At 71.8% G+C, this 15,408-nt stretch carries 17 protein-coding genes; 12 read left to right on the top strand and 5 right to left on the bottom strand.

The window, feature by feature from the left end; genetic code table 11:
- The 5 genes from ACFPBZ_RS21600 to ACFPBZ_RS21620 all read left to right on the top strand — a co-directional run bounded on the left by ACFPBZ_RS21600 (position 1) and on the right by ACFPBZ_RS21620 (position 5,347).
- On the top strand, positions 1-1,245 hold the full coding sequence (locus tag ACFPBZ_RS21600; protein WP_378038177.1) for a cytochrome P450: 1,245 nt from the start codon (positions 1-3) through the stop codon (positions 1,243-1,245).
- A gap of 136 nt (positions 1,246-1,381) precedes the next feature.
- On the top strand, positions 1,382-2,983 hold the full coding sequence (locus tag ACFPBZ_RS21605; protein WP_378038178.1) for a GMC family oxidoreductase: 1,602 nt from the start codon (positions 1,382-1,384) through the stop codon (positions 2,981-2,983).
- Between the two features lie 98 nt (positions 2,984-3,081).
- The gene (locus ACFPBZ_RS21610) at positions 3,082-4,491 is read left to right on the top strand and encodes an aldehyde dehydrogenase family protein (RefSeq protein ID WP_378038179.1); all 1,410 of its coding nucleotides are present in this window, start codon (positions 3,082-3,084) and stop codon (positions 4,489-4,491) included.
- A 126-nt stretch (positions 4,492-4,617) separates the two neighbouring features.
- Positions 4,618-4,752 carry a hypothetical protein gene (locus ACFPBZ_RS21615; protein WP_378038180.1) on the top strand — a complete coding sequence of 45 codons (135 nt, stop codon included), beginning with the start codon at positions 4,618-4,620 and terminating at the stop codon, positions 4,750-4,752.
- A gap of 70 nt (positions 4,753-4,822) precedes the next feature.
- Positions 4,823-5,347, top strand: coding sequence for a hypothetical protein (locus ACFPBZ_RS21620; RefSeq protein WP_378038181.1), 525 nt, complete (start codon positions 4,823-4,825; stop codon positions 5,345-5,347).
- A gap of 66 nt (positions 5,348-5,413) precedes the next feature.
- Here the strand turns inward: ACFPBZ_RS21620 and ACFPBZ_RS21625 are convergent, their stop codons facing one another.
- A complete protein-coding gene (locus tag ACFPBZ_RS21625; RefSeq protein WP_378038232.1) occupies positions 5,414-5,815 on the bottom strand; it encodes a zinc-binding dehydrogenase in 402 nt (133 codons plus the stop codon).
- A gap of 22 nt (positions 5,816-5,837) precedes the next feature.
- On the opposite strand from ACFPBZ_RS21625, the gene ACFPBZ_RS21630 reads away from it, so the two are divergent.
- A complete protein-coding gene (locus ACFPBZ_RS21630) occupies positions 5,838-6,542 on the top strand; it encodes a hypothetical protein (protein WP_378038182.1) in 705 nt (234 codons plus the stop codon).
- A gap of 147 nt (positions 6,543-6,689) precedes the next feature.
- Here the strand turns inward: ACFPBZ_RS21630 and ACFPBZ_RS21635 are convergent, their stop codons facing one another.
- From ACFPBZ_RS21635 to ACFPBZ_RS21645, 3 genes are all read right to left on the bottom strand, one after another.
- Positions 6,690-7,484: a fumarylacetoacetate hydrolase family protein gene (locus ACFPBZ_RS21635; RefSeq protein WP_378038183.1), complete on the bottom strand. Its 795-nt coding sequence runs from the start codon at positions 7,482-7,484 to the stop codon at positions 6,690-6,692.
- A 98-nt stretch (positions 7,485-7,582) separates the two neighbouring features.
- Positions 7,583-8,311 (bottom strand): GntR family transcriptional regulator, encoded by a 729-nt coding sequence (locus ACFPBZ_RS21640; RefSeq protein WP_378038184.1) that lies wholly within the window; start codon positions 8,309-8,311, stop codon positions 7,583-7,585.
- Positions 8,312-8,359: 48 nt separating this feature from the next.
- Positions 8,360-9,661: an alpha-hydroxy acid oxidase gene (locus ACFPBZ_RS21645; RefSeq protein WP_378038185.1), complete on the bottom strand. Its 1,302-nt coding sequence runs from the start codon at positions 9,659-9,661 to the stop codon at positions 8,360-8,362.
- A 148-nt stretch (positions 9,662-9,809) separates the two neighbouring features.
- Here ACFPBZ_RS21645 and ACFPBZ_RS21650 point away from each other — a divergent pair, with 148 nt between their 5' ends.
- The 4 genes from ACFPBZ_RS21650 to ACFPBZ_RS21665 all read left to right on the top strand — a co-directional run bounded on the left by ACFPBZ_RS21650 (position 9,810) and on the right by ACFPBZ_RS21665 (position 13,407).
- Positions 9,810-10,586: a type 1 glutamine amidotransferase domain-containing protein gene (locus tag ACFPBZ_RS21650; protein ID WP_378038186.1), complete on the top strand. Its 777-nt coding sequence runs from the start codon at positions 9,810-9,812 to the stop codon at positions 10,584-10,586.
- A 142-nt stretch (positions 10,587-10,728) separates the two neighbouring features.
- Entirely contained in the window at positions 10,729-11,892 is a 1,164-nt protein-coding gene (locus tag ACFPBZ_RS21655) for an LLM class flavin-dependent oxidoreductase (protein WP_378038187.1), read from the top strand.
- 11 nt (positions 11,893-11,903) lie between these two features.
- Positions 11,904-12,419, top strand: a complete 516-nt coding sequence (locus tag ACFPBZ_RS21660) for a flavin reductase family protein (RefSeq protein ID WP_378038188.1) — start codon at positions 11,904-11,906, stop codon at positions 12,417-12,419.
- A gap of 40 nt (positions 12,420-12,459) precedes the next feature.
- Positions 12,460-13,407 (top strand): hypothetical protein, encoded by a 948-nt coding sequence (locus ACFPBZ_RS21665; RefSeq protein WP_378038189.1) that lies wholly within the window; start codon positions 12,460-12,462, stop codon positions 13,405-13,407.
- A 19-nt stretch (positions 13,408-13,426) separates the two neighbouring features.
- On the opposite strand, the gene ACFPBZ_RS21670 is transcribed toward ACFPBZ_RS21665, so the two are convergent.
- Positions 13,427-14,386 (bottom strand): GlxA family transcriptional regulator, encoded by a 960-nt coding sequence (locus ACFPBZ_RS21670; RefSeq protein WP_378038190.1) that lies wholly within the window; start codon positions 14,384-14,386, stop codon positions 13,427-13,429.
- Here ACFPBZ_RS21670 and ACFPBZ_RS21675 point away from each other — a divergent pair.
- Complete coding sequence (locus ACFPBZ_RS21675) at positions 14,385-14,876, top strand: pyridoxamine 5'-phosphate oxidase family protein (RefSeq protein ID WP_378038191.1); 492 nt, start codon at positions 14,385-14,387, stop codon at positions 14,874-14,876. The genes ACFPBZ_RS21670 and ACFPBZ_RS21675 overlap by 2 nt on opposite strands.
- Positions 14,873-15,220, top strand: coding sequence for a carboxymuconolactone decarboxylase family protein (locus tag ACFPBZ_RS21680; protein WP_378038192.1), 348 nt, complete (start codon positions 14,873-14,875; stop codon positions 15,218-15,220). Before ACFPBZ_RS21675 ends, ACFPBZ_RS21680 begins: the two co-directional genes overlap by 4 nt.
- Positions 15,221-15,408: the final 188 nt, after the last annotated feature.

Below are 15,408 nucleotides of genomic sequence, written 5' to 3' on the forward strand. Positions count from 1 at the left end.
ATGAGCTCTCCGACCGTGCAGCCCGGCCACCGCGAGGTCGCCCGGCTCGACCTCGAGTCGGTCGACCTGACCGACCTGGGCTACTTCGAGGACGGGCCCCCGCACGAGCTGTTCGCGCGGATGCGCGCCGAAGCGCCGGTGCGCTGGAACCCCTCGGCCGACGGAGTCGGTTTCTGGTCGCTGACCCGCGCCGAGGACATCATCGCGGTCAGCCGGGACCACGAGACGTTCTCCAGCGAGACCGGCGGGGTGTGGGCGCGACCGGACACGATCGCCCCCCTGGAGTTCACCCGCAACCTGCTGATGTTCAAGGACGCCCCCGAGCACACCAAGTACCGCAAGATCATCCAGCGCGCCTTCCTGCCACGGACCGTCACCCGCCTCGAGGACGAGATCCGCGACATCGTGCGCGGCCGACTGGCCACGCTCGCCGGGAGGACCGAGTCCGACCTCGTCGCCGACATCGCCGTCCCCGTCCCGCTCACGGTCATCAGCCGCCTGCTCGGCTCGCCCGACGACGACATCGACCGTCTGATGCAGTGGACCGAACAGCTCGAGAGCGGCGTGACCCACAACGAGGACCGCACCCAGGTCCTCGGCGAGATGGGGCAGTACTTCGCCGAACTGGTCGCCCGCCAGCGCGGCGGCGACCGAGAGACCCTCGCCGACGCCCTGTTCAACGCCGAGGTCGACGGCAAGACCCTCAACGAGATCGAGATCGCGCTGTTCTTCGGCATCCTCGTCTTCGCCGGCAACGACACCACCCGAAGCACCTTCGCCGGCGGCATGCAGGCCCTCATCGAGAACCCCGACCAGCTCGACCTGCTGCGCCGCGAACCCAGCCGCATCCCCAACGCCATCGAGGAAATCCTGCGTTGGGCCAGCCCACTGAACTTCTTCGCCCGCACCGCCACCCGCGACACCACCGTCGGCGGCGTCGACATCGCCGCCGGCGAGCGGGTCATCGTGTGGTACACCGCCGGCAACCGCGACTCCGCAATGCTGCCCAACGCCGAGGCCTTCGACATCACCCGCGACAGGCCCACCCACATCGCCTTCGGCGGCGGCGGGCCGCACTTCTGCCTCGGCGCGCACCTCGCCCGACGTGAGCTCACCGTGCTGCTCGAGGAGACCCTGCCCCGTCTGCACGACCTCACCATCAACGGACCGGTCACCCACCTGCGCTCCCACTGGGCCAACTCACTCACCTCCCTCCCGGTGAGCCACCGCCCCGTCGACGTGTGACACGGCCCGCTGCCTTCCCCGACCACCACGTGTGGTCCCGGGCCGGGTCGGCCACCGCACCCACGAGCGGTCGGTGGCCGACCCCGCCCGGTGCCCTGCCGAGCCCGACACGGGCCGCCTCACCCTCGGAGACACGATGACCAACGCTCAGCACTCGGACGAGTCCGCGGACTACGTCGTCGTCGGAGCGGGCGCGGCCGGTGCCGCCCTGTCGGCACGGTTGAGCGAGAACGGCCGCTACCAGGTCCTCCTGCTCGAAGCCGGTGGCACAGCCCGCGCCCAGGCGGTGAATGTGCCCGCAGCGTTCTCCCAGCTGTTCAAGACCGACCGGGACTGGGACTACCAGACCGCTCCCCAGACGTCGCTGGACAACCGCTCGATCTACTGGCCGCGAGGGCGGATGCTCGGCGGTAGTACGTCGATGAACGCCATGATGTGGGTGCGCGGGTTCGCCCAGGACTACGACCGGTGGGCCGAGCTCGCGGGGTCGGACTGGTCGTTCGACGCGCTCCTGCCCTACTTCCGGCGCGTCGAGCACGTCGCCGGGTCCGCCGACCCCGATCACGGCACCTCGGGCGCCATCCAGGTCCAGGCCCAGCGTGACCCCCGGCCGCTCACCGGCGCGTTCCTGGCCGCGGTCGAGGAGACCGGCCACGCCGTCGAGGCCGCCAACACCCGCACCCCGGCCGGCTTCAGCCAGACCATGGTCACCCAGGCGCGCGGCGCCCGCTCCAGCACCGCCGTGGCCTACCTCGAGCCGGCGCAGTCACGTCGCAACCTCACCGTGCACACCGGCGCGCACGCCACCCGGGTGCTCTTCGAGGGCACTCGCGCCGTCGGCGTCGAGTTCGAGCAGAACGGGCGGACCCGCACCTGCCGCGCACGCCGGGAGGTGGTGCTCTGCGGCGGGACGATCAACACCCCGCAGCTGCTGCAGCTCTCGGGCATCGGCGACCCGGCCCTGCTCCGCGGCCTCGGGATCGACGTCGTCGTCGACGCCCCCGACGTGGGACGGCACCTGCGCGACCACCTCGTGGGCTTCCTCGTCGCCGAGGTCGAGGGCGGCACCCTGCTCGACGTCACCAAGCCCCGGGCCCTGGTCGACTACCTCCTGCGCCGCCGCGGCATGCTCACCTCGAACGTCGCCGAGGCCTACGGCTTCCTGCGCGTCGGCGACGGCCCCGGGTTGCCCGACGTGGAACTGATCTTCGCCCCGGCCGCCTACGTCGACGAGGGCCTCACCGGCATCCCCTCGCACGCGATCACCCTCGGCGCGATCCTGCTGCAGCCCGAGAGCTCCGGTGTCGTCGAGCTGACCAGCACCGACCCGCACGCGAAGCCGACGATCGACCCGCGCTACCTCTCCGACCCCGACGGCCACGACATGCAGACCCTGACCGCCGGCCTCGCGGCCTGCGCGGACATCCTGGCCGCGCCGAGCCTCAAGGCGGTGACCACGGGCCGGTTCGTGCGCCCCTTCGGCGGCGAGACGATGAGCCCCGAGGACCGCATCCGGGCGGCCATCACCCGCCACGCCCACACCCTCTACCACCCCGTCGGCACCGCCCGAATGGGTGACGACCCCGCCAGTGTCGTCGACCCGCAGCTGCGGGTGCGCGGCGTCGACGGCCTCCGGGTCGCCGACGCCTCGGTGATGCCGCAGATCATCCGCGGCCACACCAACGCCCCCTCGATCGTCATCGGTGAGAAGGCAGCCGACCTCCTCGCGGCCGGCTGAGCCCGCCACCCGGGCGAGTGTCCCGAGCCGCGCCGCCGCGACGGGGTCACGCGTAGAGGTGATCTTCATTCCTGCTGTCTCCGAGAAGGGCTGATCCCATGACGACCATCGCACCCCGCGCGGTCCTCCCGTCGGACGTCTCCGCGGAATCCGCCGCGGACGTCGTCGCCCGCCTGCGCGCGACCTTCGCCACGGGCCGTACCCGCGACCTGCAGTGGCGGCGTCGCCAGCTCCGCGGCGTCGAGCGCCTCGTCTCCGAGCAGGAGCCCGCCATCGCCGAGGCCATGGCCGCCGACCTGGGCCGCACGCCGCACGACACCTGGCTCGGGGACCACGCCGCCACGAAGTCCGAGGCCGCGTACGCGCGCAAGCACCTGCGCCGTTGGACCCGCAAGCGCCGAGTCACCCTGCCCGCCGCGCAGCTGCCGGGCAGCGCGCACTACCGCTTCGAGCCGCTGGGCACCGTGCTCGTCATCGGACCCTGGAACTACCCGATCTACCTCACCCTCGGCCCCGTCGTCGGCGCCCTCGCGGCAGGCAACGCCGTCGTCGTCAAGCCGTCCGAGCACGCCCCGGCCGTCTCCGCGCTGCTCGCCCGGCTGATCCCGCATTACCTCGACGCGGACGCCGTCGCGGTCGTCGAGGGGGAGGCGGACACCACGCAGGCGCTGCTCGCCGAGGGGCTCGACCTCGCGTTCTTCACCGGTGGTCCGGAGATCGGCAAGAAGGTGATGGCGGCCGCCGCCGAGCACCTCACCCCGGTCGTGCTCGAGCTCGGCGGCAAGTGCCCGGCCATCGTCACCGCCGACGCCGACCTCGACGCCACCGCCCGGCGCCTGGTCTGGACGAAGATGCTCAACCACGGCCAGACCTGCATCGCGCCGGACTACGTGCTCGTGGAGGAGTCCGTCCGCGAGCGGCTGCTCGGGAAGGTGATGGCGTCCTATCGCGAGTTCCGCGAGGGCGACACGTCCGGCGTGCGCATCGTGAACGACCGCCAGTTCGACCGCCTGGTCGGGCTGCTCGACTCCCACGGCGGGCGCCTGGTGTTCGGCGGCGGGCGCGACCGCGACGCACTCGCGATCGAGCCGACGGTCCTCGTCGACCCCGACCTCGACTCGCCCCTGATGACCACGGAGATCTTCGGGCCGATCCTGCCCGTCATCACGGTCGCCTCGCTCGACGACGCCATCAGCCACGTCAACGCCGGATCGAAGCCGCTGGCCGCCTACGTGTTCTCCGGCTCGCGCCGGAGCGCGGAGCGGGTGACCGCCGAGGTCCCGTCCGGAGCCACGGTGATCAACCACGCGATGATGCACTGCCTGGTCCCGCAGCTCCCCTTCGGCGGGGTCGGCACCAGCGGCATGGGCGCGTACCACGGCCAGTTCGGCTTCGAGGCGTTCAGCCACCGCAAGGCGGTGCTCTCACGCACGACCACGCCCGACCCCGACCTTCTCTACCCGCCCTACTCCGAGCGGGCGCAGAAGATCCTCCGCAAGGTGCTCTGACCGCACCCGGCGCCGCGCACGGCCGCTCAGGGGGGCGGCCGTCGCGGGCCGGACGGGCGGGGAGAACGGGTACTTCGCCGAGGTGGAGAACGCGCTGTAGTCCCACCCCGCGGCATCGAGGCGGCGGTGTTCGGAATTCCCGACGAGCGCTCCGGCGAGGCCGTGCACGCGGTGGTCCAGGTGCGGTCGTCGGTGGGCGCCGACGACCTCGAGCGAGAGCTGCGGGACACGAACGGGCACGGTCGCGAGACGCAGATGTGACGGCCGGGCCCGTCCCCGCTTCCCGCGGTCCCTCCCGACCGATCCGTCGACCCGCCCCTGGAGGCAGATCATGACCGACCGCACCCGCGTCATCTCCCACGAGGTCCAGCGACTCGAGTTCCCCGTCGACCAGAGTTTCGACGACTTCCGGGACCGCTACGAACGCGCCGTGCCCGCCTTCGACGCGAGCCGCTGGGGCGAGGTCGACCGGCGTGACCTCGACTGGGCCACGGTGCAGGCGAACGCCGACACTGCTGCCCCGCACGGCTTCCTGCTCTACCTGCGCAATGAGGTCGACCTGGTCATGCGTCTCGCCGGCCACCGCGAACGCTGCACGTCCTACCTCATGGGCAACCACACCATCGCCGAGCGCATGTACCGCCACGACCACGCCGTCATGCTCTACGCCCCCCTGCGCACCCAGATCCCCGAGGACCGCGACGGCCAGGTGTGGTTCACCATCGACCGGCCCAGCACCCGGTTCGCGAGTTTCGACGACCCCCGCATCGTCGAGGTCGGCGTGGAGCTCGACCACAAGGTCGCCGACCTGCTCACCGCCCTCGACGTCGACTCCACCGCGGCACTCCGGGCCTGACACCCCTGATCGAGCCGCACCCGGGGCGACGACGACCGCTCGTCGTCGACCAGGGCCGGTTCCCGGTCAGGAGCGGGCCACGTCGACCCGGACGAGGAGCTTGCCGCGGTGGGTGGCGCCCGGGCGGAGGACGTCGGCCAGCGCCTCGGGCACCGAGTCGAGTCCGTCGACGACGGTGTGCGGCGCTCTCAGGTGCCCCTCGGCGAGCCAGGTGCGCAACTCCTCGAGCGCTCGCGGCCAGGTCGCACGGTGTTCGTCGACGATGTAGCCGCGCAGGGTCAGCGAGTTCAGCACGATCCGTGCGACGTCGTCGATCCGGAGCGGACTGCCGCCCCCGTCGTAGCCGGACACCGAGCCGCAGTGCGCGATCCGACCCAGGCGGCGCATCCGCGGCACGGCCGCTTCGAGCAGCGGTCCGCCGGTGTTGTCGAAGTAGACGTCCAGGCCGTCGGGCGCGAGTCGGTCCAGGGCGGCCCCCCGGTGACTCCGCGTGGTAGTCGAACGCCGCGTCCGCGCCGAGTTCCTCGGTGACCCAGCGAACCTTGTCCTCGGTGCCGGCGCTGCCGATCACCCGGGCCCCGCGCAGCCGACCGATCTGTACCGCGAGCGAGCCGATACCACCGGCGGCCGACGATACGAGCAGGGTCTCGCCGGCCTGGAGGTCGGCGATGACGGTCAGCCCGACCCAGGCGGTCAGGCCGGGGTTGCCCAGCGCGGTGAGAGCGTTCTCACCCGGCAGGTCGTCCACCACGTTGAGGCCCCGGCGACGATGCTGAAGACGTTGAGCGCGATGCCGGCGGTGAACTGGTCCTCGAAGCCCAGCCCGGCCCCGACCTGGCCCGCGAAGGTGCTCAGGGCGAAGAACGGCATCATTCGGCAGGCCCAGAAGCCGCCCGCGAAGAGGGTGCGTCGCCAGGCGCCGTGGGTGAACAGGTCGCTGAACCGGGCATTGTCCGTTCGGCCATGCGGCTGCGGATGGACCGCCGCCGCGCCGGACGCCTCGCCTACCCCGTCCCTGCTCGAGGCCTGTGGGACCGAGGCCGTGGTGCTGGGCCTCGCCGCCGTCCTGTTCCTGGGCTTCCTGCTCACCTGGGTCTGGGCGCCGGAGACCCGCGGCCTCAGCCTCCACGAGGCGAGCGGCCAGGCCGTCGGGCGTCAAGCGGCCCGCACCGCGTCCGCGAGTGGACGTCCATGAGGGTCTCGGTCCCCGCCCGATCCGCTAGCGCAGCCCTGCGATTGGCGTGCAATGAGAGGCGGTCAGCCACGTTCTGGAGCGGGTCGCCCCGCCGCGCTCCGGTCGAGATGGCGCCCTCTGACCCGAGCCCAACGCGGCCTCTTGAACTCACGCGGGATCGATCCCCGTGGCCCGCTCCACAGCGTCGGCCGATGCCTCGATGACCTGTCGTTGGCTCCCGAGCCGCTCGATGTGTGTCTCGATGACGTCGCCGGGCTGCAGGTAGGGGAAGCGCCCGGACAACGCGACCCCTTGCGGGGTCCCGGTCAGGATCAGGTCGCCGGCCTCGAGCGCGACGTACTGGGAGAGATCGACGATCAGGGCCGCGACGTCGAAGATCATGTCGGCGGTCGTCGAGTCCTGCCGGGGTTCGCCGTTGACCCAGGAGGCGATACGCAGGTCGCTGGGGTCGACCTCGTCGGCCGGCACCAGGGAGGGGCCGACGGGGCAGAATCCGGGGGCGATCTTGCCCTTGGACCACTGCCCGCCGGAGATCTCAATCTGCCGGTGCCGGTCGCTGAGGTCGTTGGCGATCGTGTAGCCCGCGATCGCGTCGGCGGCCTCGCTGCGGTGGGCGAGTCGGTGGGTTCGTCGGGCGATGACGACGGCCAGCTCGACCTCCCAGTCGAGGGTGTCGCAGCCCGCGGGCCGCGCGACGGCGTCGTGGGGTCCGATGACGGTGTTCGGGTGTTTGAGGAAGACGATCGGGTCCGCCGGAGGGGCAGAGCCGGTCTCGGCCGCGTGGGCTGCGTAGTTCTGGCCGATGCACAGCACCGCGGTGGGGCGGGCCACCGGCGGCCCGACGCGGAGGTGCCCGGGGTCCTCGACGAGCGGCAGCGCCCCGCGCTGCAGGGCGTCCCGGGCGGCCGCGATACCTCCGGCGGCCAGCCAGCGGCCGTCCACGTCCTGGGGTCAGGGGGGTGAGATCGAACAGGTCGCCGTCCACACGCGCGACGGGACGTTCCCGGCCCTGCCGGCCGAGTCGCAGGATGTCCAACCGCCTACCTTCCTCCTCCTGAAGCGCGAGGCGTGCTCCGACGCTTGGGCGTCGCGTCCTCGGCGGTGTCCTGGGCCCGCCACTCGCGGGTGATGCGTGTGGTCAGGTTGTCGAGGTGACGGACCATCGCGGCTTCCGCGGCCTGCCCGTCCTGGTCCTCCAGCGCGCGGAGGACCCGTTCGTGCTCCAGGACCGCTGGTCCGCGGCTGGTGACCCACGCCGTGGCGTAGGCGCCGAGGATCACCTGCGTGCGCACCCGTTCCAGGGACTCGGCGAGGCACTCGTTGCCCGCGAGGTCCTGGATCGCGTGGTGGAAGTCGGAATCGGCGCGACGTGCCCCGTCCTGGTCGCCACTGTCCACGGCACGACGGAACCGGTCGTGGATGACGACCAGTTCCTCGAGGGTCTGCTCGTCGATGCGCGGGGCGGCGAGCCGCGCGGCGAGTGCTTCGAGCTGGGTGCGGACGGCCAGGGAGTCCAGGAGCTCGTAGCGGTCGGGGGCGGCCACGGCGATCGTGCCCGCCACCCGCCGCAGCAATCGCTCGGAGAGCAGCCGCTCGACCGCGTTGCGCACCGGGCTGCGGCTCATCTCGAGGTCGGTGGCGAGCCCGAGCACGCTGACCGGGGCACCGACCCCGAGGTCGCCGTCGAGGATCCGGTTCCGGATCAGGCCGTAGGCGGAGTCGGCGAGGGAGTCGGTGCGGGGGTCGGGGTTGAGGTCTGCCGAGGTCACGAGTAGCCCTCTCGCTCGGTGCGTTCTTCGAGTGCTGAGCGGAGAAGCCTAACCAGGCGGCATCGACAGACCGGCCTCGGCGAGGTCGGCCCACCGCCGAGGATTCCTGGCCTCGGGAGCGGGGCCCAGCCGGACGAGGTCGGGGGTCAGCTCGGCGATCGAGCGGGCCCCGAGCAAGGTCATGGTGGTGGTGATCTCCTCCTCGAACAGGGCCGCGACCCGGCGCACGCCCAGCTCGCCGGCCGCCATGAGGCCGTAGAGGTAGGCCCGCCCCACGAGCACGGCGTCGGCGCCGAGCGCGAGGGCCGCCACGACGTCGGCACCAGAGGTGAAGGCGCCGTCGACGAAGACCTCGCAGCGGCCTTCGAGGCGATCGAGCACCTCGGGCAGCTGGCGGATCGGGGTAACGGAGCGGTCGAGCTGGCGACCGCCGTGGTTGCTCAGCACGATCGCGTCGGCGCCCGCGGACGCGATCCGGACCGCGTCCTCTGCGGACTGGACTCCCTTGACCACGAGCTTGCCCGGCCACTGCTCGCGGAGCCAGGCCAGGTCCTCGAAGTCCACCGCAGGATCGAAGAGCGTTGCGGCCAGTTCGGCGACGGTGCCCTGCCACGAGTTCAGCGACGCGAAGTTCAGCGCGCGGGTGGTGAGCAGGTCGATCCACCAGTGGGGGTGGCGCGCTCCGTCGATGAAGGTCCGCGGCCCCAGTGACGGCGGGAGGGTCATGCCGTTGCGGGCATCGCGCAGTCGCCGGCCCGCGACCGGGGTGTCGACGGTGAGCACGAGGGCCTCGTAACCGGCGGCGTCGGCGCGGTCGACGAGCTCGCGGCTGCGACCACGGTCGCTCCAGAGGTAGAGCTGGAACCACCGCCGACACCCCGGGATGATCTCCGCGACGTCTTCCACCGAGCAGGTGCCCATGGTCGAGAGCGCGAAGGGCACGCCCGCCGCTCCGGCCGCGCGGGCGGTCGCGAGCTCGCCCTCGTGGTGCAGGACGCGCGTGAAGCCGGTCGGGGCGAACACGATCGGCAGCGCGCTCGGGGCGCCGAGGATCGTCGCGCGGGTGTCGACGGCGGACACACCGCGCAGCACCCGCGCCACGAACTGGACCGAGTCGAGATCCTCGCGGGCGCGGGCCAACGACCGCTCGGACTCGGCGCCGCCCTCGACGTAGTCGAAGACGGCTCGTGGGACTCGGCGGCGGGCCATCGCGCGGAGGTCCTCGACGCCGGCCGCCCGCGCAGCCCGGCGTCGGTCGCCGTCGAGCACCAGCGGGCGCGGGCGCAGCAGATCCGAGAGCTCCGCCGCTCGCGGCAGCCGACGCGGCCCGTCCAGCCCTGTCCATCGCATGACCGGAACCCTGCATTCACAAAGCGGCCCAGTCAAGCTCTGCTGCATCCATCCAGGCGGGATAAGTCCCGGTAGTGTACAAACCAGTGTTGACTCAATCACTGTCTCGGACTACACCTGCATCCACCCCAAAGCCGAGGAGGAGCTTGTGTCACCGCGTCCACTGTCCGTGCTCGTACCGCTGCCCGACCGCGACTTCGACACCACCGAGTCCTCGATCGCGTGGCGCGCCTTCGTCGACGCCGGCATCGAGGTCACCTTCGCCACCGAGACGGGGCGGGTCGCCGCCTGCGATCAGCGGCTGCTGCGGTCGGGCTTCTTCAACTGGTTCCCGGCCGGGCAGGACGCCCTGGACGCCTACCGGGCGATGTCGAGCTCCCCGGCCTTCCGGTCCCCCATCACCTACCGCGACATCGACCCCGCCGACTTCGACGCGGTCCATCTCGGCGGCGGGCACGCCCAGGGCATGCGCCAGTACCTCGACAGCGCGGTCCTCCGCGAGCGCGTGCTCGGGTTCCACCGCCAGAACAAGACGATCGGCGCGATCTGCCACGGCTCGCTGATCCCGGCGAGGACCATCGATCCCCGCACCGGGGCCAGCATCATCGAGGGCCGCCGTTTCACCACCTTGACCCGCCCGATCGAGAAGTTCGCGTTCCGCTGCACCTGGTTCCGGGTGGGCCGCCGCTACCGGACCTACTGGAAGTACACCGAGACCGAGGTCGAACAGGCCGTGGGGCCCTCCGGCGCGATCGAGCGCGGCGAGACCCGCTTCGGCAGGTTCGGGTACTCCCTGACCCACGACGAGCCGATGGTGGTCGAGGACGGGCACTTCCTCAGCGCCCGGTACCCCCTCGACGCGCCGCGCTACGCCGAGGCGTTCGTCCGTCGCCTGGTCGGCGACCGCGCCACGGCGACGCCGTAACGGCTCCCCGCTCCCCGCTCCCCTTCTCCGGCCGAGGCTCACCCTCGGCTGCCTTCGCCACGCCCGCCGCGGCGAGAACCACTGCTCCTGCCACCACCCCGGCCCGTGGCCGGCACCAGACGACCTCCGAGAGGGAACATCCATGTCGAACCTCGCCCCTGCCGACGAGCGCCGGGATCGGCGCGGCACCAACGCCCTGTTCTCCGCGAACCCCCTCAAGCTCGGGCTCTTCGGGCCCAACTGCGACCGCGGCTGCGCGATGACTCTCTCCGACGACGTGCCGTTGCTGACCTGGGAGTACACGAAGAAGATCGCCCAGCTCGCCGACGAGGCCGGCTTCGAGGCCCTGGTCCCGGTCGCCCGTTGGAAGCAGATCGGGGACAACGGCTTCAACGGCCGCAACTTCGACACCTACACCTGGGCGGCAGGTCTGGCCTCGGTGACCGAACGGATCACGCTGGTCACCACCGCGCACGTCCAGGCGTCCCACCCGGCGGTCGCCGCCAAGCAGGTCGCCACGATCGACCACATCAGCGGCGGCCGGACCTGCCTGAACATCGTCAACGGCTGGTTCGAACCGGAGTTCAAGATGCTCGGCGGATCGTTCCTGCCCCACGACCAGCGCTACCGGTACACCAGCGAGTGGTTCGAACTGCTCGAGCGGTTCTGGCTCGAGGAGGACGAATTCGACTTCCGCGGCGAGTTCTTCACCGTCGAGGGCGGATACTCCCAGCCCAAGCCGATCCAGCTGCCCCGACCGGCCATCATGAACGCCGGGGGCTCGAAGACCGGTCGCGACTTCGTCGCCCGCTACGCCGACTCCGGTTACGCCCTGCTCGCCGGCTACGACCTCGCCTCGACCCGGGCGCTGGTCGAGGAGCGCCGGGCCGAGGCCGCCGCCTACGGGCGAGAAGTGGACACCTGGACCACTGCCTACGTGATCCAGCGCGACACCGCCGAAGAGGCCGAGGCCTACCGCCAGCATGTGTTCGTCGACGAGGTCGACGAGAGCGCCGGCCAGTCCGCCGCGCACTACCTGGGTCTGAACTCCTCGGCCATGGCGCCCGACCAGTGGGAGGAGTTCAAGCTCCACCTCCGCGCCGGCTACGGCGGATACCCCCTGGTGGGCACCGCCGAGCAGATCGCCGAGAGCCTGATCGGGCTCAGCCAGGCGGGGGTCACCGGTGTGTCGCTCTCCTTCGTCGACTTCGTCTCCGGCCTCGACCGTTTCGTCGCCGAGGTGATGCCGCTGCTCGAGAACGCCGGCGTGCGCAAGCCGGTCCCGGCACTGTCCGCGGTCTCCTGAGCCCACCCGCCGTGACTGCTCACGACCCGGAGACCGACGGCGTCCCGCCCGCGGTACCGCTGGACGCGTCGGGACTGCGCCTGGTACTCGGTGCTCACCCCGAAGGGGTCGTCGCCCTCGCCGCCGTGGTGGACGGTGCCCTCGAGGGCATCGCGGTCAGCACGTTCACCCCGGTGAGCCTGGAACCCGCCCTCGTCTCGGTCTGCGTGGCACACACCTCGGCGACCTGGCCGCGACTGCGCACCGCGGCGGGTCTCGGGGTCAGTGTGCTCGCCGAGGACCAGGCGCAGCTGGCCCGCCGCCTCGCCGCTCCCGGCCAGGACCGGTTCGTCGGGACCTCGGTCACCGTCGGGGCCTCGGGGGCCGTCCTGATCGACGACGCCTGCGCCTGGTTCGACTGCGTGGTCGAGAACGAGATCACTGCCGGCGACCACCTCATCGCCGTGCTCGCCGTGCTGGAGGCACACCATCGGCCCGACGTCCGTCCCCTGGTCTTCCACCGCAGCAGCTTCGCCCGCCTCGCCTGACCCGAACGGCGGTCCCGTCCTCTCGCCCGCGTACCGCGCCTTGGGGGCCGCGAGCCCGGTCGTCCTCGAGGTGATCGAGGGGGCCGGGCACGCGGCGTTCCTCGTCTGCTGGGCCGGTCACGCGAATGCCGAGCTGCTGGGCCACACCGCCCGCGTCGCGGGCGGGCCGTCCTTCCTCGCCGTGTCCCCTGCCACCGCCCAGGCCACCCGTGTGCTGCCGGCGAACCACACCCCCGTCGCCTGCACCATCGCCGAGCGCGCCGAGATCATCGTCGGTCTGGCCGCCGACCGCCCCGGCTTCGATGCCGACACGGCCCGCCGCGCCGGCATCCCGGTGGTGGTCGCCGGCGCCCAGGGGGCGCTGGGTGCCGCGCCAGGGATCGCCGAGTTCGCGGTCGACCTGGTACAGGCGGCCGGCCTGGGCCAGCTCGCCCTGGTGACCGAGATCGTCCTCGACGACGGTCCCGGACCTCACGGACTGGACGATCTCACCAGGCAGCGCGCCCTGGTCCGCGTCACCGGCCAGGAGATCATCGCCGAGCGACTACGCACGGGGGCTCTCGCCCTCCGCGGGCCCGAAGTCGTCCTCCCGACCGACCACGGCGTCCTGCTCGCCACCGGCTACCGCGACCCCCACTCGGGCTCCGAGCACCTCGTGCTCCGGGGGCCGGCCACCGAGCGGGCCGGCCGACCCGTCGTCCACGTGCACCGAGAATGCCCGACCGGCGACCTGTTCGGCTCCTTGAACTGTTCCTGCCGGTCGGAACTGGACGCTGCGCTGGCCGACATCGCCGGTTCCGGAAGCGGCATCGTGGTGTACCTGCGCGGCAGACCCGCTCGGCCGCTGCACCATGGCCCCCGCCTCGACGACCGCCAGGCCCACCTCGTCGCCTTCATGCTCCAGGACCTCTCGGTCCACCGCATCCAGCTCCACCGCGACGACACCCGGCAACGGGCAGCTCTCTGCGGTCGCGGCATCCCGTGCTGACCACGTCCGGCCGCCGTCCTCAGCCGTGGAAGTTGCGCCGATAGGCCGATGGTGACACCTGCATCACCGCGCGCATGTGCAGTCGCATGGCCGCCGCACTTCCGAAGCCGCATCGGGCGGCGACCGCATCGACGCCCAGCTCGGTCGTCTCGAGCAGCTCGCGTGCCCGCTCGAGGCGGCGGGCGAGCAGCCACTGCCCGGGCGAGTTCCCGGTCTCCTCCCGGAAGCGGCGCGACAGGGTGCGGGTGCTGATCCCCTCCCGGTCGGCCAGATCACGCAGGCTGAGCGGGTGATCGAGATGCTCGAGCGCCCAGCTCCGCGCGCGAGCCGTCCCCGCGACGCCGTCCTCCATCACGGGACGCTCGATGAGCTGGGCCTCCCCGGCCTGGCGGTGCGGCGGCATCACCACGCGACGAGCCACGACACCGCCCACCGTCGCGCCGTGGTCGCTTCGCACCATGTGCAGGCACATGTCCGCCACGGAGGCGACCCCGGCCGAGGTGAGAACGTCGCCATCGACGGTGTAGAGCACCTCCGGGCGCACCCGCACTGCGGGGAACCGCTCGCGGAACGCCGCCACCCGAGCCCAATGAGTGGTGGCCTCCCGGCCGTCGAGCAACCCGGCCGCGGCCACGAGAAAAGCGGCGGTGCAGATCGAGGCCACGCGCGTGCCAGGCCGGACGCGGCGCAGTGCGGCCGTCATCGCGCTCTGTTCGGCGTCCGAGACACTCACCGCGTCGCGATCGGTCGAGGCCACGATGACCGTGGACACCTCGCCGAGCAGTTCCGGTCCGTGCTCGATCCCCAGGCAGAAGTCCCCGTCCGTGCGGACCGGACCCGGCTCGAGAGCACACGTCGTCACCTCGTAGAACGGTCGGCCCTCGGCGCCGCGGGCCTCGCCGAACACGCGATGCACGACTCCCAGCTCCATGGCCAGAACGCCATCCCGAACCAGGACCGCGATCCGATGCTGCCCCATGGCGCGATCCTTCCACTCCCTGTCCCGACGACCGCTCGTGCCGAACAGAACAACGGCCGACACTGCTCTCGTGCTTCCCCCCTCGGCCCGAGACCTGATCCTCAGCGGGACAGCCCTCGCCCACATGACGACCCTGAACCCCGACGGCTCACCCCAGGTGAGCACCGTCTGGGCGGGCCTGGACGGCGACCGCATCATCACCGGGCACTTCGGCCGCTATCGCAAGATCACCAACCTTCTCCGGGATCCACGGATCGCCCTGTCGTTCGCCGGCCCGACGCCACTGCCCAACGGGATGCACCCGAACCTCGTCGTCTACGGAGACGCCGAGATCAGCGAGGGTGGCGCCGCAGAGCTGGTCGGACGTCTGGGCAAGGTCTACATCGCCCCGGACTTCGACTACCCCATGCCACCGGGGCCGCCGCCCGGCTACGTGATCACCACGACCGTGCGCCGCATCGCCGGTGTCGGACCCTGGATGAACGCATGAGCGCCCAAGAGCCCGGACCCGGGCGTCGCAGCATCGGCGACATCACCCCCAAGCTCGCCGAGCTCACCGACGACGTGCTCTATGCCGACGTCTGGGAACGTCCCGGCCTGAGCAAGCGCGACCGCAGCCTCGTCACCGTGGCCGCACTCGTCGCGCTCTACCGCGCCGACGAGCTGAACCTGCACCTCGGGCTGGCCCTCGACAATGGCGTCACCGCCGACGAGCTCACCGAACTCATCACCCATCTGGCCTTCTACGCCGGCTGGCCGTGCTCGGTGACCGCAGCCAAGCAATTGCGCGCCATCCTCGCTGATCGCCCGGAGAACGAGGCCCTCCGGCCTTGAACGACCCCGGCCCGACAACGCCCGGTGAGCACGAGCGAAGATCGACGCCTCCTGGCGGGCAGAGACGGACCAGAAACCGAGATCACGGCATAGCCTGGTCAGAGCCCGTCCCGCCTGCCGGGTAGCCCTGGAGATGGCCCGGCTCGCGCAGCAGGCCCGCATCGACCGACGGGTGCCGCAGCCGGCTC

The organism is Actinomycetospora atypica, assembly GCF_042653685.1.
Classification (GTDB): domain Bacteria; phylum Actinomycetota; class Actinomycetes; order Mycobacteriales; family Pseudonocardiaceae; genus Actinomycetospora; species Actinomycetospora atypica.